Genomic DNA, 21,327 nt, shown 5'->3' with positions numbered 1-21,327 from the left:
GGGTTTATGGGCGGCCCCGATCGACCAACGTGTGCGCTAATCCATAGGCTTCTTCTAACGTCACACACACATGGTCAGGCCCTATTTCTTGTACCAAGCCCCCGCGTCGAATAATCGAACCCGGTTGTTTATTCAGTCCACATAACACCAAGTGAGCGCCTTGCGCATGCAGTTGGTGATGCAAGCCCGCCAAGGCTTCTAAACCGGTGGTGTCGATAGAAATGGTTTGGTGCAAATCGAGAATCACCACCTTGGGCAGCGTGCTGTGGGGCGCGAATAAATTTTCTAGCTTGGTTACTGCGCCAAAAAACAGCGAACCGTATACGCGATAGACCGCCACCATATCTTGTGAGACGGCATTGGCATCGCTCTCGCTCAGCGTCACGCGTTCAATCGTGGTGAGGTTGGAAACTCGGTAAATAAAAAACAAACTGGCCAAGACTAAACCGACTTCTACGGCCACGGTGAGATCAAAAATCACCGTGAGTAAAAAGGTGCTGACCAAAACGGTGCCATACGGCAACGAGAACTTACGCAGCCGGACAAACTCGCGCCACTCACCCATGTTCCACGCTACGTAGAGCAAAATCGCGGCTAGCGTCGCCAGTGGCACATCGTAAGCCAACGGGGCGGCCAGCAAAATGATGAGTAACAGCGTGAGCGCATGCACAATGCCTGCAATCGGTGAGGTAGCACCTGAGCGCACATTGGTGACGGTGCGAGCAATCGTCCCCGTGGCCGGAATGCCGCCGAAGAAGGGGGCAATAAAGTTCGCCACACCTTGCGCCATCAATTCCTGATTGGGGTCGTGCCGATCTTTGTGAGAAGCGTTAATTAAATTGTCTGCCACCCGCGCACAGAGTAGGGATTCAATTGCACAGAGCAAGGCAATCGTCAGCGTGGGGGCGACCAGTTGTTTCACTAAACCCCAAGAAAAGTGGGGCAGGGCAAAACTGGGTAGTGCTTGTGGAATGCCACCAAAACGCTGACCAATGGTTTCTACTTCTAGACCGCTACTCGCCACAAACAGAGTCGCCAAAACGAGCGCCACAATCGTGCCGGGTACTTTGGTCAGCCAGCGTTTGTAATTCGCGTCTTGAGGACGGTAGCTCTTCGGCCACACAATCACCAGTAGCAAACTCGCCAAGCCAATACTCAGCGTGGGGAGATCCGCCGCGAGGCCATGTTCGGCCAGTACCCGCAGCTTGGCAAAGAAATCAGCGGGCATGGTGTTAATGGGCAAACCAAAAAAATCTTTGATCTGCGAGAGCGCAATCAATACCGCAATGCCGTTGGTAAAGCCAATCACAATCGGTACCGGAATAAAGCGGATTAAATTGCCCAACTTGAACAGGCCCATCGCAAACAGCAGCACGCCCGCCATGATGGTGCAGATAAGCAAATTCGCTAAGCCATAACGCTCAATAATGCCGTAGATGATGACAATAAACGCCCCGGCCGGGCCACCAATTTGCACTTTGCTGCCGCCCAACGCGGAGATGAGGAAACCGGCGATGATGGCGGTAAAAATCCCATTTTCGGGTTTGACACCACTGGCTATCGCAAAGGCCATCGCTAGGGGTAAGGCCACCACGCCTACCGTTAAGCCTGCGCTCACATCTTGCAGTAAGCGGCTGCGATTGTAGCCGCGTAGGCTATCGAATAGGCGAGGGTGGAAGCCGGGTATCACGTTAGCGAATCCGCATCCCCGGCTGCGCGCCGCTATGCGGTTCTAGCAGATAAATGCTGGGATTGGCTTTTTCATCCGCAGCGCTGGCGGCTAAGACCATGCCTTCGCTTAAACCAAACTTCATTTTGCGTGGGGCGAGGTTGGCAATCATCACCGTGTATTTACCGACGAGGTCTTCGGGTTTGTAAGCCGATTTAATGCCGGAGAACACGTTGCGGGTTTTGCCTTCGCCAATGTCCAGCGTCAGGCGCAGTAGTTTAGCTGCACCTTCCACATGCTCGGCATTCACAATTTTGGCAATGCGCAAATCCACTTTGCCGAAATCATCGATCCCGATTTCATCCGCAATGGGTTCGATCTTTGGTTCGATAGCGGGCGCAGTCACTGCGGCTGGCGTTTCCGCCAAGCTTTGTTTATTGGCTTCTACCAGCGCTTCGATCTGTTTGCTTTCTACACGGGTCATGAGGTGGCTGTAAGGATTGATTTGATGCGATCCTGATAAATGGCTGTTGAGATCAGCCCATGTGAAATTCTTAACATTAAGGAATTTTGAGACTTGTTCGGTGATTTTTGGAAGCACAGGGCTGAGTAAAATAGAAATCAACCGAAATGCTTCTATCGTAGTTGTACAAACCTCGTGAAGAATAGAACCTTCTTCTGACAAATTTTTTGCTTTTTTCCAAGGCTCGTTTTCATCCCAGTATTTATTGATTGCGTCAGCAAGTCTCATGATGCTTGAAATAGCCATATTAAAACGCCGACTTTCATAATGCGTTTTAATGTATTCGGCCTCCTCAAGAATGTCCTGAATTAGCACGTGCTCAATTGTTTCAATAAACTGACCATTCACACTCAATGTTCCTTGCTGTAGTTGTGTGAGTTTGCCATCAAAGTGTTTGTGCACGAACCCCGCCGCACGGCTGGCGATGTTGATGTACTTGCCCACCAAATCGCTATTCACACGCGCTACAAAATCTTCAAAGTTGAGGTCGATGTCTTCCATCGTGCTATTCAGTTTGGCGGCGAAGTAGTAGCGCAGCCATTCGGGGTTCAGGCCCTGATCAATGTAACTTTGTGCGGTGATGAAGGTGCCGCGCGATTTACTCATCTTCGCGCCATCGACGGTTAAGAAACCATGTGCAAACACATTGGTGGGTGCGCGGTGGCCAGAAAATTCCAACATCGCGGGCCAGAACAAGGCGTGGAAGTAAAGAATATCTTTACCAATGAAGTGGTATTGCTCGGTTTGGCTGCCGGCTTTAATCCATCCATCGGTATTCAAACCCAGTCGAGTGGCGAGGTTTTTGAAGCTGGCGTAGTAACCCACCGGCGCGTCCAGCCACACATAAAAGTATTTGCCTGGGGCTTCTGGAATTTCAAAACCAAAGTAGGGCGCATCGCGTGAAATATCCCAGTCGGCCAACTTGGCTTCGCCGGGCTGACCCAGCCATTCCGCCATTTTGTTGGCCGCTTCGGGTTGGGCCAAGCCTTTCACCCAGCCACGTAGGAAGTTTTCGCAGCGCGGGTCGGAGAGTTTAAAGAAGTGATGATCAGAATGCTTACGCACTGGCGCAGCGCCCGATACCACTGAATAGGGGTTCTTGAGGTCGGTGGGTTGATACGTCGCGCCACACACCTCGCAGTTATCGCCATACTGGTCTTTTGCGCCGCACTTGGGGCATTCGCCTTTGATGAAGCGATCTGGCAAAAACATTTCTTTGACCGGATCGTAATACTGCTCAATCGAGCGGACTTCAATCAACCCTGCGGCTTTGAGTGCAAGATAGAATTCGCTGGCCAGTTCACGGTTTTCTTCGGAATCGGTGGAGTAATAGTTGTCAAACGAGACATGAAAGTTATCAAAGTCACGTTTGTGTTCTTGCCACACGCGCGCGATCAAGGCTTGGGGTGTTAGCCCTTCTTTTTCCGCGCGTAACATAATCGGTGTGCCGTGGGTATCGTCAGCGCCTACATAATGCACCTCATGCCCGCGCATGCGCTGAAACCGAACCCAAATATCGGTTTGAATATATTCAACCAGATGACCAAGGTGAATAGCACCATTCGCATAGGGTAGGGCAGAGGTCACCAAAATTTGGCGCGGTGACGTGGCATGAGTGGGAGCGGCGTGCGGCTGTGACATGAGATTCAGACAGTAAAAACTAAAACCTTGATTTTACTGGGGTTTTACGGGTTTTATTTGGGTGCTTTATGTAGATTTTGCAATGCTTTAGATTAGACTTAGGGCATTCAATCCCCCTCTTCAGCCCTTTTGCAATGAAAAACGACCTCGTTCAAACCATTACCACAGCGTTAAGCCAATTGATCGACCCCAATATGGGTAAAGATTTCGTCAGCAGCAAGGCGCTCAAACAACTCACAGTTGAGCAGGGCCAAGCCCATCTCACTATTCAGCTCGGCTACCCCGCACAATCGCAACTCAGCGGACTGCGCACCTTGCTGGAAAACGCTGTGCGGGCGGTGCCGGGAGTCACAGGGGTGCAGCTTGATCTAAGCTGGAAAATCGTGGCCCACAGTGTGCAAGCAGGGATTAAAACTTTGCCGAATGTCCGCAATATCATTGCCGTGGCTTCGGGCAAAGGTGGGGTGGGCAAAAGCACCACCGCCGTTAACTTGGCTCTAGCGCTGGCCGCAGAAGGCGCGCGGGTGGGCGTGCTGGATGCCGACATCTACGGCCCATCCCAACCGTTGATGCTGGGGGTGCAAGGGCAGCGGCATGAAGCGAACGAAGACCAAACCATCACCCCCATTATGGCGCATGGTTTGCAAATGGCGTCGATTGGTTGCTTGATTGACACCGAGCAAGCCGTGGCCTGGCGCGGGCCAATGGTCACCGGCGCACTGTTGCAATTACTTCAGCAAACCGCTTGGCAAGACCTGGATTATCTGGTGATTGATATGCCCCCCGGTACCGGTGATATTCAACTAACGTTGGCGCAAAAAGTGCCGGTGACGGGGGCGGTGATTGTCACCACCCCGCAAGAAATTGCACTCCTGGATGGCCGCCGTGGCGTCAATATGTTCCAGAAAGTGGGCATTCCGATTTTAGGGGTAGTGGAAAACATGGCGCTGCACATTTGTTCGCAGTGCGGGCATGGCGAACACATCTTCGGCACGGGCGGTGGGCAGCGCATGGCCGAGCAGTACCAAGTGTCTTACCTCGGCGCACTGCCGCTGGATAGCCAAATTCGCGAACAAACGGATTCCGGCAAACCCACTGTGGTGGCCGATCCCAACAGCCCCGCCAGCTTGGTGTATGGCCAAATTGCCCGCAAAGTGGCGGTGCAGATTGCGGACAAAGCGCAAGACCATTCGCTCAAATTCCCGACCATTAAAGTGCAGAATACCTAAGGCATGTCCTTAGGTTCTGCGTACGCTTGATCAGTAGCCATCCTCCACTTTTTCTGATTGCTACTACTGAAAAATCCGATTGGACAGGCGTGCTGGCAAGCCACATACTCTATCTCATCCGAAGCCACAGTGTGAACCATGATTTGCCAGACCAAGGACGTGACCGATGGCCCTAGCCAACTGGATTGAAACCTATATCGCCGCGAAAGATCACAATCGCCCTCATTTGATGGCGCAAGCTTTTTTGCCGGATGCTGAATTACAAATGGATGTGCAAACGGGAATAATTAGCTTCCCGGCCCAGAGCCTAGGGGAAGCCGCGATTACCCAAGTACTGGTGCGGGATTTTGGAACGAAATACGAAAACGTGTATACCTTTTGCGTGGGGGAGCGGCCTCAAGCGCATGAAGCCAACTATCGCTGCCAATGGCTGGTGGTGATGTCGGACAAAGCGACGGGTGAGGCCCGAATTGGTTGTGGTGAATACGAGTGGGTAGCCGATGCGGAACGAGTGGGGGTGCAGCGCTTAATAATTGTGATTAAGCATATGGAAGTCTTGCCACCCGTGCTGCTTGCGCCCATTTTGGCATGGGCCACCCAGCTCAGTTATCCCTGGACACACGCCACACAGATTGCCGTGCATATGCCTAATGATCCGGCTTATGCAGCGGTGCGCCGCTATTTGTTACCCACAGCCTGAATGGCTGGCTAGAGCAACTCAATCCCGATCAGTTCTTTGACGCAGTTTTGTTTGAGCAATTCGGCAAAGGCTTGTAGGTAGGCTTTCTCAGCATCGGCTTGCCGAATGGCGACATACAGGGTGGCGTATAAACCTTTCTTAGTGATGCGCCGCGTTTGAATATATTGCTTTTGTACGTAGCTTTCGACGGCCCAAGCGGGCAGGGCGGCAATGCCACGCCGACTGGCGACGAGCTGCAGCAGTGCCACCGTGAGTTGCGCGGTGCGCTTGGCGGGCGCGATGCCTGCAGGCTGCAAGAGCTGGCGATAAATATCCAGCATGCTTTCCGGCACGGGGTAGGTAATCAGCGTGTCCTTAGCAAAATCACTGGCTTGCAAAATGGCTTTTTTCCCCAAGGGGTGATCATTCGCGAGTACGGCTACCACTTCATAGCGAAATAAAGGCACTTGTACGATGCTGGGGTCGTCCTGCGCTTCGGTCAAAATCGCAAAGTCAGCACTGTGGTTATCCAGCAGGCCCACGGGGTCGGCATGAAAGCCCGACACAATATCGAGTTCGACTTCCGGCCAGTCCTGCCGATACGCATCCATGGCGGGCATCAGCCAATCAAAACAAGTATGACATTCCACGGCAATCCGCAGCGGCCCGACATTGGGTTGATGGAGCCTGACAATATCGCGTTCAGCAGCCTGCACGGTAGGGAGTACGGTCTGGGCTAGCGCCAATAGCCGTTCGCCAATCGGCGTCCAGCGCAGGGGATTGGACTTGCGCACGAATAGCTCGCCCCCGTAATGCGCCTCAAGCGCCATGAGCTGATGCGAAAGAGCGGATTGCGTCACATGCAGCATCTCTGCGGCTTTAGAGAGCGTGCCCACTTGCGCTAAAGCGTTTAGCGTGAGCAGGTGGCGGAGTTCGAGTGGGGTTTTTATCATGAATAAAATTAATAATAAATCTGAAAATTTATCGTTTGAATAATAATCTAGTTTGGCTCAGACTGCACTATCTAAAGAAATATGGAGCCAAACATGACACAACTTCAAGCACTCACGAATGTGAAAGCCCATGTGCTGGGTGCCGCCCGCATTGGTGCGCAGCGTGAATTGAAATTTGCAATGGAGCAATTTTGGCGCGGAGAAATTGGCGCAGAAGAATTGGAAGCCGTCGGCGCAGCGATTCGTGCCGATAACTGGCAGCGCCAAAAAGCGGCGGGTCTGGATTTTTTAACGGTGGGCGATTTTGCCTGGTACGACCATGTGTTGCAGACCTGCGCGCTGTTCGGCGCGCTGCCGGGGCGGTTTGGGTTTCACCCGGCGCAGCTGGATTTAAAAACCTATTTCCAATATGCACGCGGCAATACCGAGCAGTTCGCCATGGAAATGACCAAGTGGTTTGACACCAACTACCACTATATTGTGCCGGAATGGTCGGTGAATACCCAGTTTGGTTTGCATGCCGAGCGGCTATTGGCGCAGGTGGCGGAGGCGCAGCAATACGCCACGCCCATCAAGCTCGTGCTATTGGGGCCAGTGAGTTTGCTGGCCTTGGGTAAAGAAAAATCGGCCGATTTTGACCGCTGGACTTTATTGCCTGCTTTGCTTGCGCAGTACAAAAAACTATTGGTATGCCTGCAAGAGGTGGGCGTGAGCTGGGTGCAAATAGATGAACCGTATTTGGTGCTGGAAGAATCCAAAGCGCGCTTGCCGCAGGTTGAAGCGGCCTATGCCGCGCTGCAATCCAGCCCGGTACCTTTATTGCTCACCACCTACTTTGAAACAGTCGAAAACTTGCCTGCATTGGCCCGTTTACCTGTGGCGGGTTTGCATGTGGATGCGGTGCGCGCGCCCCAGCAAGTAGCGCAAGTGTTTGCGCAGTGGCCGCAAGATAAAGTGTTGTCTCTAGGGGTGGTGGATGGCCGCAATATTTGGCGGCAAGATGTGGCCAATATCTTGACGAAAGTGCAAGACTGGGCGAAGGCACGCAAGCATCTATGGTTAGGCTCAAGCTGTTCCTTATTACATGTGCCGGTGGATTTGGCGAGTGAACACAAGTTGGATGCCACGCTCAAAAGCTGGCTGGCCTTCGGCCAACAAAAGCTGGAAGAGCTCGCCTTCTTGCGCAATGCTATCAAGGGTGAGGTTGATCAACGCTTTTTAGCGGCAGCAAGCCAAGCGCGGGCCGAGCGTGCGCATTCGGCACGAATTCATAACCCATTGGTCGCTCAGCGTTTAGCACAGGTCAGCGCGAGCGATGCCGAACGTGCTCAACCTTATGCGCAACGTCAAGCGCAGCAACAGGCACGTTTGAACTTGCCGCTTTTCCCCACGACCACCATTGGTTCTTTCCCGCAAACAGCGGCGATTCGGCAAGCACGTAAAGCGAATAAACAAGGTCAGCTCTCACAGCTTGATTATCTGCACGCGATGCGCGCCGAAATTGCCGAGGCGGTGGCCCAGCAAGAGCGCTATGGTTTAGATGTACTGGTACACGGCGAAGCCGAACGCAATGACATGGTGGAATATTTTGGGGAACAACTCTGGGGCTATGCCTTTACGGAATACGGCTGGGTACAGAGCTACGGCTCGCGCTGCGTGAAGCCTCCGATTATTTACGGTGATGTGTATCGCCCCGAAGCGATGACGGTCAGCTGGACTGCGTATGCACAAAGCCTGACCAGCAAGCCGATGAAGGGCATGCTGACTGGCCCGGTGACGATGTTGCAATGGTCGTTTGTGCGCGATGATCAGCCGCGCAGTGCCACGGCCAAACAGATTGCCCTCGCGATTCGGGATGAGGTGGTGGATTTGGAGAAGGCGGGGATTGCCGTGATTCAGATCGATGAACCGGCTTTCCGTGAAGGCCTGCCGCTCAAACAAAGCGTTTGGCAAGACTATTTAAATTGGGCGGTCGAAGCCTTTAAGCTGAGTGCCTGTGGGGTACGGGATGAAACGCAAATTCATACGCATATGTGCTATTCCGAGTTTAATGATATTTTGCCTGCGATTGCCGCGTTGGATGCCGATGTGATTACGATTGAAACCTCGCGTTCCGACATGGAATTGCTGCGTGGCTTTGGCGACTTTGCTTACCCGAATGAAATCGGCCCAGGGGTGTATGACATTCATTCGCCACGAGTGCCGCAGGTAGACGAAATGGTGAACTTATTGGAAAAAGCGGTGCAGGTTATTCCAGCTGAGCGCTTGTGGGTCAACCCCGATTGCGGCCTGAAAACCCGGCGTTGGGAAGAAGTGGCCCCGGCTTTGCAAAACATGGTGGCAGCGTGCCAGCAGTTGCGTACCCGCTGGCAGGGTCAAGTCAAAAGCGCGCCATCTCTTGAGACATCGCCAAGCTTTTGATTAGGCATGACTTTAGCATTGATGCATGCCCTTATGGGTGCTCATGGACAGGCAAAAATAAGTGCAAAAAGGCTAGGAAACTAGCCTTTTTGTCATGGGCGCTTCGGCGGGCTTCTGCTCAAGATAATCGGGGCGTTGGGTGCTAGCGAGTATTTGGTTGGGAAGCGCGGGTGGTCGAATTTGGGGTGAGTTTCAGTCATAATGCGGGTTTCGCACTTTGCGCAGCCTAATCGGATATTGACTTATGAGCATTAAATCAGACAAATGGATTCGTCGAATGGCCGAAGAACACGGCATGATTGAGCCGTTTGAGCCTGGCCAGATTCGCTACGCGAATGGTGAAAAAATCGTGTCGTATGGCACCTCCAGCTATGGCTACGATATTCGCTGCGCCAACGAATTCAAAATTTTTACCAATATCAACAGCACGATTGTTGATCCTAAGAACTTCGACGAAAAATCCTTTGTTGATTTCACCGGCGATGTCTGCATTATTCCGCCCAATTCGTTTGCGCTGGCCCGCACGGTTGAATACTTCCGCATTCCACGCAGTGTCCTCACCGTGTGTTTGGGCAAAAGCACCTACGCACGCTGCGGCATCATCGTCAATGTAACGCCGTTTGAACCAGAGTGGGAAGGCTATGTGACGTTGGAGTTTTCGAACACCACGCCACTGCCCGCGAAAATCTATGCGGGCGAGGGCTGTGCGCAAGTGCTGTTCTTCGAGTCGGATGAATTGTGTGAAACATCTTATAAAGATCGCGGCGGCAAATACCAAGGTCAGCGCGGGGTGACCTTACCAAAAACCTGATTGCTCATTGTAAGGATTAGTTTTGCTTCCTGACTAAGGTACAGGATCTGAAATAGAGTGATTAGCTGATTGATAGAGACTGACGGGTATGCGTCATGCCCCCCTGCGTACTGGGGGTTTGATTATGATTACACGTAAGAACGGAGTGCCTGCGCGCCCTTGGTTGCCTTGCATCGCGCCACATAATCCAGTTTGAATCAGAAAGGTACACCATGAAATTTGGCTACACCATTATCTATGTCGGCGATGTTGAGGCCACGCTTCATTTTTACCAACAAGCCTTTGGTTTTGAGATTCGCTTTTTACATGAATCTAAAGAATATGGTGAATTGGCAACGGGGGAAACCACGCTGGCGTTTGCAAGTTTTGCAATGGGCGAGATGAATCTGGCCGGTAAATATCAGCAGGTCAATCTCAATCAAGACCCGTTTGGGATCGAAATCGCGTTTGTGACTGAGGATATCGATGCTGCTTATGCGAAAGCGGTTCAAGCGGGCGCTTATGTTGTGACGTCGCCAGAGCTAAAACCCTGGGGGCAGATGGTGGGATATCTACGGGGACCAGAAGGTACCTTAATCGAACTATGCACGCCGGTCGGTGCTTAACCTTTGCTGACGTGAGTCAGACCAATATTCAGTATTGATATCAGGGCCCTGAGCGGAAAAAATATGGAAAAGATTTACTTAGGCGGGGGTTGTTTTTGGTGCGTGGAAGCCGTGTTCAATCAGGTCCGTGGCGTGCAGTCGGCACTCTCGGGCTATATGGGCGGCGCACGACCAAACCCAAGTTATGAACAGGTCTGCACTGGGGTGAGTGGTCATGCGGAAGTGGTTGAGGTTAGCTTCGACCCCAGCCAAATTGAGCTATCTCAATTATTGAAAATATTCTTTGCAATTCACGATCCCACGACCCTGAACCGGCAAGGGAACGATGTGGGCACGCAGTATCGCTCCGCGATTTTTTACACGAATGAGGCGCAAGCAGACATCGTTCGGAGCGTGATCGCGGAACTGGTCGCCGAGGCTTGGTGGACAGCCCCAATTACGACGGAAGTGGCTGCTGCCCCAACTTTTTGGGTGGCGGAAGACTACCACCAGAACTATTTAGTGCGGAATCCGCAACAGGGGTACTGCTTGGCTGTCGTCGCGCCTAAAGTGGCCAAGTTCCGGCGTACCTTTTCGCAATTTCTGAAAAATAGCGATTCAGGGCGCCAGTCTTTCAATTAGCCATTGCCCCCGCTGACTGAGGCTGTAGTTGATACGGTCATGCAAGCGAGAGGGACGGCCTTGCCAGAATTCAAACTGAGTGGGCTGGAGCCGATAGCCACCCCAATGTTTTGGGCGCGGTGGCTCGTCACCATACTGCGCGCGAAACTGGGCTTCCCGCTCTTCCAGAAATTGGCGGGAGGGAATGGCTTGACTTTGGGGTGAAGCCCATGCCCCGAGGCGATTGCCGACTGGGCGACTGGCGTAATAACGATCCGACTCTTCGGTGCTGGCAAAGCGCACTTGTCCTTCAATGCGCACTTGTCTTTCTAGCTCAGCCCAATAAAACAGCAGGGCGGCATGCGCGTTTTGCGCCAACTCATGCCCTTTGCGCGATTGGTAGTTCGTAAAAAACAGCAGACCTTGTTCGTCATACCCACGCAGGAGCACAATTCGAGCACTCGGCTGGCCTTGCTGGTTGGCTGTTGCCAGCGTCATGGCATAGGGCTCTGGTAAGTTAGATTTGAGGGCCTGGCTGAACCAGTGGTCAAATTGCTGCAGCGGGTCAGCCGCGACATCTTCCTCATTGAGGGCCGCTTGTCGGTAGTCTTGACGTAAGTGAGTTAAATCCATAGCAACACTCCACTAAAAGAATTGATTGTTTGTCACACTGTAACAAGCTGTGGTCGCGTCAGATTGACTTGCATCATGCCGAGCGTACTTTATGGGCGAGCTGCCGCTGTAATGCGGCGTAGTCGTCAACGGTTGGCGCGGTGTTGTCAAAGAAAATCATTTTTGGGTAATCGGCTCGGGCGGGTGAAAAGCGCCGTTGCCGATAGTCTTCCCAGTGCGCCAACTTGTATTCGTCGCGCTTATCGGCACGGGCGATGATCCGTTGTTTGGCGGTTTCTTCATCAATCTCAACCCAAACGACAGTGCTGTTACAGCCTGCCGGCAGGCGTAACCAGGTGGGGTCAAATAACTGTTGTTGCTTAATTTCGCGGCTGAGAGGGCCGACCACAATCACATGAATGCCGAGTTGCAAGTTTTCGCGAGCGGTATCCAGTAGCGCTTGATATTCTGGGTCGCGCAGGGTATTGAGGTAAGTGGGGCTGTCACGGTCGTTGGGGTTGCCGGTGAGTGCGCCCATCACCGCGCTGCTGTAATTACCGTACAGGGTGTCTTTATCTAAAAAACAAAAGGACTGCCCGAGTTGCGCAATCAGATCACGCGTCATGCGGCGCGCAATGGTTGTTTTACCGGTGCCAGCATGACCACAGAAAAAAATCAGGGTTGCCATTATTTAGAGATCATAGTCGTTAGGGTTGCCCGAGAGTGCTTTGTCGATTAATTTACGGTTGAGCGAGGGAGCAAAAATTTCCACAAAGGTATAAACATAGCTGCGTAAAAAAACCCCCGGCTTGAGGGCCAGTTTGGTGGTGTGGGTGCCAAATAAATGGCCAGCGGTAACACAGCTAAAGGCACTGTCGCGCTTGGCATCGTACGCCATATTGGCAATGATACCAATCCCGAGCCCCAACTCGACATAGGTTTTAATCACATCGGCATCAACAGCGGCGAGCACCAGATCCGGCACGATCTGTTTTCTGGCGAAGGCCTCATCAATTTTTTGCCGGCCGGCGAAGGCACTGTCGTAGGTAATAATGGGATAGCGTGCGACCAGCTCAATGGTTAGCGGTTTCCCCTTTTTGATTTCCCGTTCCAAATCATGGCCTTTCGGCACAATCACCACATGTTCCCAGGTGTAGCAGGGCAGGGCAACCAGTTCTTTGTAATCAGCGATGGCTTCTGTGGCAATCGCTAAATCTGCTTCGCCTTGAATAACCATGGTAGCAATTTGGCTGGGCGTGCCCTGGAGCAGACTTAGGTGTACATCAGGATAACGCTGCTTAAAAGTTGGAACCACCCGTGGCAACGCATAGCGGGCTTGTGTGTGGGTAATCGCAATGCGTAAATCGCCACTACTCCGTGCAGCATATTCCTTGCCTATTCGCTTGAGATTGTCAATTTCCTGCATCACACGTTCTACTGACTGGTAAATCTCTCTTCCTGGCTCCGTTAAATCCTTAATCCGCTTCCCATGGCGCTGGAAAATCTCTACCCCTAACTCTTGTTCTAACTCAATAATGGCTTTGGAAACGCCGGGTTGCGAGGTATGCAGGGCCTCAGCGGCAGCAGTCAGGCTAAATTTTTGACGTACCGCTTCACGGACAAATTTGAGTTGGTGTAAATTCATGGGGGCTCTGGCTTTATTACCAATAACGATAAAGAAATGAAAACTAATTAGTTTAGAAAATATAGCGTGCTGACTACAATCGCGCCAGACTTTTTTCAATTTGCCCGTTTTGGGTCTCCCAATGAGTTTGCCCGATATTCATCTTCATTTTGTTCTAAGTGGTCTTTTGGTAGGTACGCTGGTCGGGCTAACGGGCGTAGGTGGTGGCTCTTTGATGACACCACTATTAACTTTGTTATTTGGCGTATCGCCGAGTGTTGCGGTAGGAACAGACCTCGCATTTGCTTCGATTACCAAGGGCGCTGGTACATGGGTGCATCGCCTGCGCGGTACAGTAAATCACCGAATAGTCTATCTGCTGTGTGCGGGGAGCTTGCCTACCGCCGGTCTCACGATTCTGGCTTTGCATTATCATGGCGCCGTCGATGGCGGTTTGGTGCGCTTGATTAAATATTCGATTGCGGCTTCGGTCTTATTGACCGTCCTCTTTTTGTTATTGAAGTCTCGTATACTTCACTGGCTGAGCCTACACCCTGAGCGACACTTACATGGGCGCACGCTGGATCTAGCAACGGTATGTGCAGGTGCGGTTATCGGGTGTTTGGTCACGCTTTCCTCTATCGGTGCTGGCGTCATTGGGGCGACCTTATTAAGTATCTTGTATCCCCGCATGCGAACAGCAGAAATCGCTGGAACCGATATTGCTTACGCCGTACCGCTGACAGCGGTCGCAGCATTGGGGCATTGGTGGTTGGGGACTATCGATTTTGCATTACTGCTGAGTTTGCTAATGGGGTCGGTCCCTGGCATCACAGTGGGCAGTTATTTGAGTCGTTCAGTCCCCGAGCATTGGCTGCGGGGTACCTTGGCAACTGTCTTAACGTTGGTTGCCGCTAAAATGATTTTTTCCTGATATTAAAGGTAAGTTATGTATCAGTACGATGTTTACGATCAGCGGATCGTGGATGAGCGGGTTCGACAATTTCGTGATCAAACTCGCCGTTATTTAGCCGGTAAGCTCAGTGATGATGAGTTTCGCCCCTTACGCTTACAAAATGGACTATACATCCAGCGTCATGCCCCGATGCTGCGCGTGGCGATTCCCTATGGTTTGTTGTCGAGCCAGCAACTGCGCAAGCTTGCACATATTGCACGCACCTATGATCGCGGCTATGGCCATTTCAGCACCCGCCAAAACCTGCAATACAACTGGCCCAAGTTAGAAGATGTGCCCGAGATTCTGGCCGAATTGGCCACCGTGCAAATGCATGCGATTCAAACCTCCGGTAACTGTGTGCGGAACGTGACGTCCGATCAGTTCGCCGGGATTGCGCCGGATGAGATTGTGGATCCCCGCCCCTATTGCGAAATTGTGCGCCAGTGGTCGACCTTCCATCCCGAATTCGCGCACTTACCCCGCAAATTTAAAATTGCGGTCAGTGGCACCAAAGAAGACCGGGCCGTGGTGCAAGCGCATGATATTGGCTTGTATGTGGTGAAGAACGCAGCGGGCGAGATCGGGCTGAAAGTGTTGGTCGGTGGTGGTTTAGGCCGCACCCCGATTATCGGGAGTGTGATCCGCGAATTCTTGCCCTGGCAGCATATGCTGACCTACATTGAGGCAATTCTGCGCGTGTACAACCGCTATGGTCGCCGCGACAATATGTACAAGGCGCGCATCAAAATTTTGGTGAAAGCAATTGGCCCGGAGCAGTTTGCCAAAGATGTCGAAGCAGAATGGGCGCATTTGCAAGATAACCCGAATACGCTCACGCAAGCCGAATTAGACCGGGTCGAGGCTTTCTTTAAAGACCCAGCCTATGAACAGATTGCGGTCAATACAGCCGGTGAAGAAACCAGCTATGCCGCGAAAAAGGTCGAAGACAAAGCATTTTCGCGTTGGGCCAGTCGCAGTGTGCATGCCCATAAACAGGCTGGCTATGCGGCCGTGACGATTTCGCTCAAGCCCTACGGCAATGTTGCCCCCGGCGATGCCACGGCAGACCAAATGGATTTAATCGCCAACTTGGCGGATCAATACAGCTTGGGTGAGCTGCGTGTTTCGCATGAGCAAAATCTGATTTTGTCGGATGTGAAACAGGCTGACTTATTTGCCTTGTGGCAAGTCCTTAAGGGCGCGAATTTGGCGACCCCTAATATTGGCTTGTTGACCGACATGATCGCTTGCCCAGGGGGTGATTTCTGCTCGCTCGCGAATGCGAAATCCATCCCGATTGCGAATGCAATTCAAGCGCGGTTTGAAGACCTCGATTATCTGTTTGATATTGGTGATTTGCGTCTAAATATTTCCGGCTGCATGAATTCATGCGGGCACCACCACGTGGGCCATATCGGGATTTTGGGCGTCGATAAACACAGTGAAGAGTGGTATCAAATTTCATTGGGTGGCCATGCGGGTGATTTAGTTGGCGGTGATGGTCAGGCCCACATCGGTAAAATTCTGGGCCCCTCGTTCTCCGCAGAAGAAGTGCCCGGCGTGATTGAGAAATTGATTGAAACCTACACTGCCCAGCGTCATGAGGGCGAGTTGTTTGTAGATGCCGTGCGTCGCCTCGGTTTGGAGCCATTCAAATTAGCCGTGTATGGTGAAAAAGCAGCCGACAAAGCTAATCAAGACAGTAAAAATCAGGAGCTGACTCATGGCTAAAATTATTTTAGGTAACGCCGTGGTAGACGATACCTGGACGCTCGTGCGTGAAGACAGCACAGCATTACCTACCTTACCCGTTGGCGATGTGATTGTGTCCCTCGCCCGCTATCAGGCTGAAAAAGCGGCCCTGCTGGCGCGCGGCACTAAAATCGGGGTATGGCTACAGCCCACTGATGAGCCAGAAATCTTGGTGAGTGAATTTGCGAATTTGGCGCTGATCGCGGTTGATTTCCCGGCCTTTAAAGATGGTCGGGGTTATTCGATTGGCTGGTTATTGCGTGGCCGTTATGGCTGGCAAGGTGAATTGCGGGCGATTGGCGATGTCTTGCAAGATCAGCTCTTCTTTTATAAGCGTGTGGGCTTTAATGCTTATGCGGTGCGGGAAGATAAAGACATTCACGAAGCGCTCAATGGTCTGCAAGACTTCTCTGAGGTGTATGCGGGCTCGATTGACCAACCGATTCCCCTTTTCAGACGGCGTGCCGCATGAGTGCCCATATTGAACACACCTTGCTTGTGCTGCGCGAAGCGGTACAAGCTTTTCCGAAAATTGGTTTCGCGAATAGCCTGGCTGCGGAAGATATGGTGCTGACCGATTTGATTTTTAGAAATCAGCTTGGCATTGAAGTCTTTACGCTCGAAACCGGCATGTTGCATGCCGATACTTTCGCGATGATTGGGCGGATTGAAGCCCATTACGGCCAGCCCGTCGCGATTTACCAGCCCCAACCGGAGGCGGTGGAAACGTACATCAAAGCGCATGGCAAACATGCCTTTTATGAAAGCGTTGAGCTACGCAAGCAGTGCTGCCACATTCGTAAAGTCGAGCCGTTACAACGTGCCTTGGCAGGTAAGCAGGCTTGGATCACGGGGCAGCGCCGTGAACAGGCAATTACCCGTGGCGAGCTTGCTGAGCGTGAGTTTGATGCGGGCAATGGCATTGAAAAGTTTAACCCGCTGGCCGCATGGTCAACTGAGCAGGTATGGGACTACATCCGTAGCAATAATGTGCCCTACAACCCCCTGCATGATCGTGGCTATCCTTCGATTGGTTGCGATCCGTGTACTCGTGCCATCAAACCGGGTGAAGATATCCGCGCTGGGCGGTGGTGGTGGGAACAAGCAGACACTAAAGAGTGTGGTTTGCACGTTGGGCAAACCGCAGCAAAATAAATCTGCTTGTCAGCGCAGGTTAACTTTGAGGTTAAGCAAGCCAGCAAGTGGCCGCAGCTAAAATCAGGACACAAAAGAATGCGGCCGCATATTACACGGCTTGCTTAAAAATAAATCAAATTGTCGAGATCAGTAACTCAGCTAGGTCGTGCTCGAATTTCCGTTGAATCAGTAACATTACGTTCAGCCTGACCAAAGGCTTGTTGAGCACAGTCAGGTGCAAGCTGTTTCTCGGGCTTTTCGCCGCTACTGCTAAATAATTAACCTTATTTATGCCCTCTATTTAGGCTATGGTGTATGACGGCCGCAGATTATGCTCAGTTTTAAGTCGCTATTTGCCGTAAAGTCATTGAACGAGGAACACACCATCATTAATCAAAAAAGGGTCGACTATGAAGGCACCTGAATCCGTTATGGGCTTGTCGAGCGCAGTACTGCCGCTTTTTGCGGCGTTATCCCTGGGGGTTGGCCTGATTTTATCTTGGACAGGCGTGCCTGCTGCCTTGACTTGGAGTGCCGGCATTGCCTTGTGCGCTGTGCTGCTGGCAGCATGGGGCCGCAGTATCAATAATCACCCGCCCGTGGTGATTCAAGAGGCGCTACCAGTCGATGGGATGCGACAACTACCCAACTATGCCCCTGCCGTGGTTGCTGGTCAGGTGCAGTGCCAAGAATTAGAGCGGCAATTAGCCCAGTTAACCCGGTTGCTGAGTCACGCGACGACCGAGTTATCAGGCAGTTTTACGGGTCTTGAGCAGGCCTCTTCGGGTCAGCAAAATATTTTGCAAGAAATGATTCGGGAATTATTGGTAGCGGTTGAGTCTGATGGACAAGCGCAGCAATCTCAAGGTATCCAGCGCTATGCGCAAGCCACTTCGCAAGTTGTCAGCGAATTTACCAACACGATCAAAGGCTTGCACAACACCACCAGTCAGATGCAAATGGAATTTGCGAATATGCTGGTTCATGTTAAGGAAGTGTCTAAACTGCTGAATGATGTTAACGGCATTGCGAAGCAGACCAATCTATTGGCGCTCAATGCGGCGATTGAGGCAGCACGTGCAGGCGAAGCAGGACGGGGCTTTGCGGTCGTTTCGGATGAGGTGCGCAATCTTTCTGGACGGACTACCGAATTCAGCGCACGCATCGGCGAGAAGATGGGGGCGATTACGGAGGCACTCGCCACGATGGAAGCCAGCGTCAAGAAAGGCGTTGAAATCGACTTGGTCTCAATTGAAAACTCCGAGTCAAATGTAAATGGCATGTGGCTTGAGGTCGAGCAGTTAAATGCCCGGGTTGCGGCAGAATCACAGCGCGTCAGTGACATTTCCCATCGCATTGAAACGCATGTCCATACTGGGGTGGTCTCCTTACAGTTTGAAGACATCGCGCAGCAATTAATCCAGCAAATCACCGAGCGTACGCAAGCGCTTGCCCACTTACTGAGCGGTTTGGAAAAGAATCCGAGCCGGATGGGATTGGCTGAGCTGATGGACGACTTTAATCGGCGTATTAAGCAGATTGCTGGCGCAAGAATTCTGCAAAAGTCCGTCGAGACAGGTTCGGTAGACTTGTTTTAGTGACTATGCCCAGGGGGAATGCAGTCCCCCTAATAACAAAACCGCATATTCAAATAAAAACTAAATAATTTGTAGCAATAAAGATTGCTTAACATACCGAGATCATTTTTATTCTCAGCATGCCCTGGCAATTCTATGAACGCTTCCACCATCCCGTCCCCTCTGGGCGCCGCTCAATATCAGTCCCACTTGGACTGGCTCGAAGCCGAATCCATTTTTATTCTGCGCGAATTGGCCGCAGAATTTGCAAATCCTGCCTTGCTTTTTTCGGGTGGTAAAGATTCCTGTGTCGTGCTGCGCTTGGCCGAAAAGGCCTTCCGCCCCGGCAAACTGCCGTTTCCCTTGCTGCATGTGGACACCGGCCACAACTACGAGGAAGTGATTACCTTCCGGGATCAGCGTGTGGCCGAGTTAGGCGAGCGCTTGATTGTGGCTTCCGTGGAAGATTCCATCAAAAAAGGCACGGTCAAGTTACGTAAAGAAACCGACTCGCGCAATGCGGCGCAAGCGGTCACCCTCCTGGAAGCGATTGAAGAACATGGCTTTGATGCGCTGATTGGCGGGGCCCGCCGCGACGAAGAAAAAGCCCGTGCGAAAGAACGGATTTTCTCTTTCCGCGATGAGTTTGGTCAGTGGGACCCCAAAAACCAACGCCCAGAACTGTGGAGCCTGTTCAACACCAAACTGCATCCCGGCGAAAACATGCGTGTTTTCCCGATTTCTAACTGGACGGAACTGGATGTCTGGCAATACATCCAGCGCGAAAACCTCGCGCTGCCGAGCATTTATTACGCCCATGAGCGTGAAGTGGTCGAGAAAAACGGTCTGTTAGTGCCCGTGACTTGGCTGACCGCGCCCAAAGAAGGAGATGTGATTGAAAAACGCTCGGTGCGCTTCCGCACGGTGGGTGATATTTCCTGTACCTGCCCGGTCGCTTCCACCGCTACGACCATTGACGACATCATTGCCGAAACGGCGGTGACTGAAATTACCGAGCGTGGCGCGACGCGCATGGACGATCAAACTTCGGAAGCTTCAATGGAGCGCCGCAAGAAAGAAGGGTATTTCTAATGAGTGGCTTATTACAAAAAGAAGACCGTGGGGTCTTGCGTTTTATTACCGCAGGTAGTGTGGATGACGGGAAGAGCACCTTAATCGGTCGTTTGCTTTATGACAGCAAAGGTATCTTTGCCGATCAATTGGATGCGCTGTCGCGCGCCAAGCACAAGCGTACCCAAGGGGACCAAATTGATTTGTCATTGCTGACCGATGGTCTGGAAGCCGAGCGCGAGCAAGGCATTACGATTGATGTGGCCTACCGTTACTTCGCGACGCCGACCCGCAAATTCATCATTGCCGATACCCCTGGTCACGAGCAATACACCCGCAATATGGTGACAGGTGCGAGCACAGCCGATGCGGCGATTATTTTGATTGATGTTTCCCGCGTCAAAAATGGTGAACTGCTGACACAAACGAAACGGCACTCCACGATTGCGAAGTTGCTTGGGATTGAGCACATCATTGTGGCCATTAACAAAATGGATTTGGCCGAATATCAAGAACAGGTGTTCACTGATATCGTCACGGCCTATCAAGATTTAGCCGCCAAACTTGGGTTGCAAAACGTGCAGTTCATTCCCATGTCCGCACTGGCAGGGGACAACGTGGTCACGCGTAGCGAGCATATGCCCTGGTATAGCGGCCCAACGTTGCTGGAATTGCTGGAGGCCCTATCCGTGCGCAATCAGCATCCTGAAGGGGGCTTGCGCTTCCCGGTGCAGGCTGTATTGCGTACCTACCCAGAAGGTGAAGAGAACGCGGCGGGCACCGAAGTATTCGGCTTCCGTGGCTATCAAGGTCGTATTGCAGCGGGTGTTGTTCGCCCCGGCGATACGGTCACGATTTTGCCCGCAGGCACTGAAGCCACGGTACATGAAGTACGCTTGTTTGAAGGCCCACAAGAGATCGGGGTACCCGGTCAGTCGGTCACGATTTTGCTGAAAGAAAACGTCGATGTCTCGCGCGGCGATATGCTGGTCACCCAAGCGGAGGCGGCGAACGTCACTAAGAATCTGGTGGCCGATGTCTGCTGGTTGGATACCGAAAAGTTTGACCCACGTCGTAAATACTGGCTCAAACACACCACGCGCACCACCTACGCCAAGGTGAATGGGATTGATTACAAGCTTGATGTACAAACTCTCGGTGAACAAGGTGATGCGACAGAATTGGGCATGAATGACATTGCCCGTGTGCGTTTGACCTTGCAGCAGCCGATTGTGGCCGATACTTACGCCGCAAATAGCACGACCGGCAGTTTTATTCTGATTGATGCGACGACGCATCAAACAGCAGCGGCAGGCATGATCGTTGCTAACTAGAGTTGATGAAAAGGCTTCTGGCGTTGTTACGCCGCCTTGCTGTACTTTTTTGTACTATCTGCGGCGGCGTGTCTAGCCAGAAACGCGTTGCTGCCTTTTAATCAACTCTTGGCAATCTCTTTTATTTCGCT

19 protein-coding genes are annotated in these 21,327 nt (G+C 52.1%); 13 read left to right on the top strand and 6 right to left on the bottom strand.

Annotated elements, in window-relative coordinates:
• Positions 1-4 precede the first annotated feature (4 nt).
• Both DU000_RS12220 and metG read right to left on the bottom strand, forming a co-directional pair.
• Positions 5-1,690: a SulP family inorganic anion transporter gene (locus DU000_RS12220; protein WP_205074066.1), complete on the bottom strand. Its 1,686-nt coding sequence runs from the start codon at positions 1,688-1,690 to the stop codon at positions 5-7.
• Between the two features lies 1 nt (position 1,691).
• On the bottom strand, positions 1,692-3,833 hold the full coding sequence (gene metG / locus DU000_RS12215) for a methionine--tRNA ligase (protein ID WP_114403691.1): 2,142 nt from the start codon (positions 3,831-3,833) through the stop codon (positions 1,692-1,694).
• Positions 3,834-3,967: 134 nt separating this feature from the next.
• Here metG and apbC point away from each other — a divergent pair, with 134 nt between their 5' ends.
• Both apbC and DU000_RS12205 read left to right on the top strand, forming a co-directional pair.
• Complete coding sequence (gene apbC, locus DU000_RS12210; protein ID WP_114403690.1) at positions 3,968-5,062, top strand: iron-sulfur cluster carrier protein ApbC; 1,095 nt, start codon at positions 3,968-3,970, stop codon at positions 5,060-5,062.
• A 166-nt stretch (positions 5,063-5,228) separates the two neighbouring features.
• A complete protein-coding gene (locus DU000_RS12205; RefSeq protein ID WP_114403689.1) occupies positions 5,229-5,762 on the top strand; it encodes a hypothetical protein in 534 nt (177 codons plus the stop codon).
• A gap of 8 nt (positions 5,763-5,770) precedes the next feature.
• On the opposite strand, the gene DU000_RS12200 is transcribed toward DU000_RS12205, so the two are convergent.
• Positions 5,771-6,694 (bottom strand): LysR family transcriptional regulator, encoded by a 924-nt coding sequence (locus DU000_RS12200; RefSeq protein ID WP_192878497.1) that lies wholly within the window; start codon positions 6,692-6,694, stop codon positions 5,771-5,773.
• 93 nt (positions 6,695-6,787) lie between these two features.
• Here DU000_RS12200 and metE point away from each other — a divergent pair, with 93 nt between their 5' ends.
• The 4 genes from metE to msrA all read left to right on the top strand — a co-directional run bounded on the left by metE (position 6,788) and on the right by msrA (position 11,152).
• Positions 6,788-9,115: a 5-methyltetrahydropteroyltriglutamate--homocysteine S-methyltransferase gene (gene metE, locus DU000_RS12195; RefSeq protein ID WP_114403688.1), complete on the top strand. Its 2,328-nt coding sequence runs from the start codon at positions 6,788-6,790 to the stop codon at positions 9,113-9,115.
• A gap of 244 nt (positions 9,116-9,359) precedes the next feature.
• Positions 9,360-9,926, top strand: coding sequence for a dCTP deaminase (dcd, locus tag DU000_RS12190; protein WP_114403687.1), 567 nt, complete (start codon positions 9,360-9,362; stop codon positions 9,924-9,926).
• A 212-nt stretch (positions 9,927-10,138) separates the two neighbouring features.
• Positions 10,139-10,531: a VOC family protein gene (locus DU000_RS12185; RefSeq protein ID WP_114403686.1), complete on the top strand. Its 393-nt coding sequence runs from the start codon at positions 10,139-10,141 to the stop codon at positions 10,529-10,531.
• 63 nt (positions 10,532-10,594) lie between these two features.
• Entirely contained in the window at positions 10,595-11,152 is a 558-nt protein-coding gene (gene msrA / locus DU000_RS12180) for a peptide-methionine (S)-S-oxide reductase MsrA (protein WP_114403685.1), read from the top strand.
• On the opposite strand, the gene pdxH is transcribed toward msrA, so the two are convergent.
• From pdxH to DU000_RS12165, 3 genes are all read right to left on the bottom strand, one after another.
• Positions 11,129-11,764, bottom strand: a complete 636-nt coding sequence (pdxH, locus tag DU000_RS12175; protein WP_114403684.1) for a pyridoxamine 5'-phosphate oxidase — start codon at positions 11,762-11,764, stop codon at positions 11,129-11,131. The genes msrA and pdxH overlap by 24 nt on opposite strands.
• 73 nt (positions 11,765-11,837) lie before the next feature.
• A complete protein-coding gene (locus DU000_RS12170; protein WP_114403683.1) occupies positions 11,838-12,431 on the bottom strand; it encodes a P-loop nucleotide/nucleoside kinase family protein in 594 nt (197 codons plus the stop codon).
• 3 nt (positions 12,432-12,434) lie between these two features.
• A complete protein-coding gene (locus DU000_RS12165) occupies positions 12,435-13,388 on the bottom strand; it encodes a CysB family HTH-type transcriptional regulator (RefSeq protein WP_114403682.1) in 954 nt (317 codons plus the stop codon).
• Between the two features lie 136 nt (positions 13,389-13,524).
• On the opposite strand from DU000_RS12165, the gene DU000_RS12160 reads away from it, so the two are divergent.
• From DU000_RS12160 to DU000_RS12130, 7 genes are all read left to right on the top strand, one after another.
• The gene (locus DU000_RS12160) at positions 13,525-14,301 is read left to right on the top strand and encodes a sulfite exporter TauE/SafE family protein (protein WP_114403722.1); all 777 of its coding nucleotides are present in this window, start codon (positions 13,525-13,527) and stop codon (positions 14,299-14,301) included.
• Positions 14,302-14,316: 15 nt separating this feature from the next.
• Positions 14,317-16,056: a nitrite/sulfite reductase gene (locus tag DU000_RS12155; protein WP_114403681.1), complete on the top strand. Its 1,740-nt coding sequence runs from the start codon at positions 14,317-14,319 to the stop codon at positions 16,054-16,056.
• Positions 16,049-16,549: a DUF934 domain-containing protein gene (locus DU000_RS12150; RefSeq protein WP_114403680.1), complete on the top strand. Its 501-nt coding sequence runs from the start codon at positions 16,049-16,051 to the stop codon at positions 16,547-16,549. Before DU000_RS12155 ends, DU000_RS12150 begins: the two co-directional genes overlap by 8 nt.
• Positions 16,546-17,232 (top strand): phosphoadenylyl-sulfate reductase, encoded by a 687-nt coding sequence (locus tag DU000_RS12145; RefSeq protein WP_114403679.1) that lies wholly within the window; start codon positions 16,546-16,548, stop codon positions 17,230-17,232. Before DU000_RS12150 ends, DU000_RS12145 begins: the two co-directional genes overlap by 4 nt.
• 392 nt (positions 17,233-17,624) lie before the next feature.
• Positions 17,625-18,812: a methyl-accepting chemotaxis protein gene (locus DU000_RS12140; RefSeq protein ID WP_114403678.1), complete on the top strand. Its 1,188-nt coding sequence runs from the start codon at positions 17,625-17,627 to the stop codon at positions 18,810-18,812.
• Positions 18,813-18,947: 135 nt separating this feature from the next.
• Positions 18,948-19,883 carry a sulfate adenylyltransferase subunit CysD gene (cysD, locus tag DU000_RS12135; protein WP_114403677.1) on the top strand — a complete coding sequence of 312 codons (936 nt, stop codon included), beginning with the start codon at positions 18,948-18,950 and terminating at the stop codon, positions 19,881-19,883.
• A complete protein-coding gene (locus DU000_RS12130; protein WP_114403676.1) occupies positions 19,883-21,196 on the top strand; it encodes a sulfate adenylyltransferase subunit 1 in 1,314 nt (437 codons plus the stop codon). The genes cysD and DU000_RS12130 overlap by 1 nt, the downstream gene beginning before the upstream one ends.
• Positions 21,197-21,327: the final 131 nt, after the last annotated feature.

This window comes from Parvibium lacunae, from assembly GCF_003335215.1.
GTDB classification, from domain to species: Bacteria; Pseudomonadota; Gammaproteobacteria; order Burkholderiales; family Burkholderiaceae_D; genus Parvibium; species Parvibium lacunae.
This window is presented reverse-complemented; position numbering and strand designations above follow the sequence as displayed.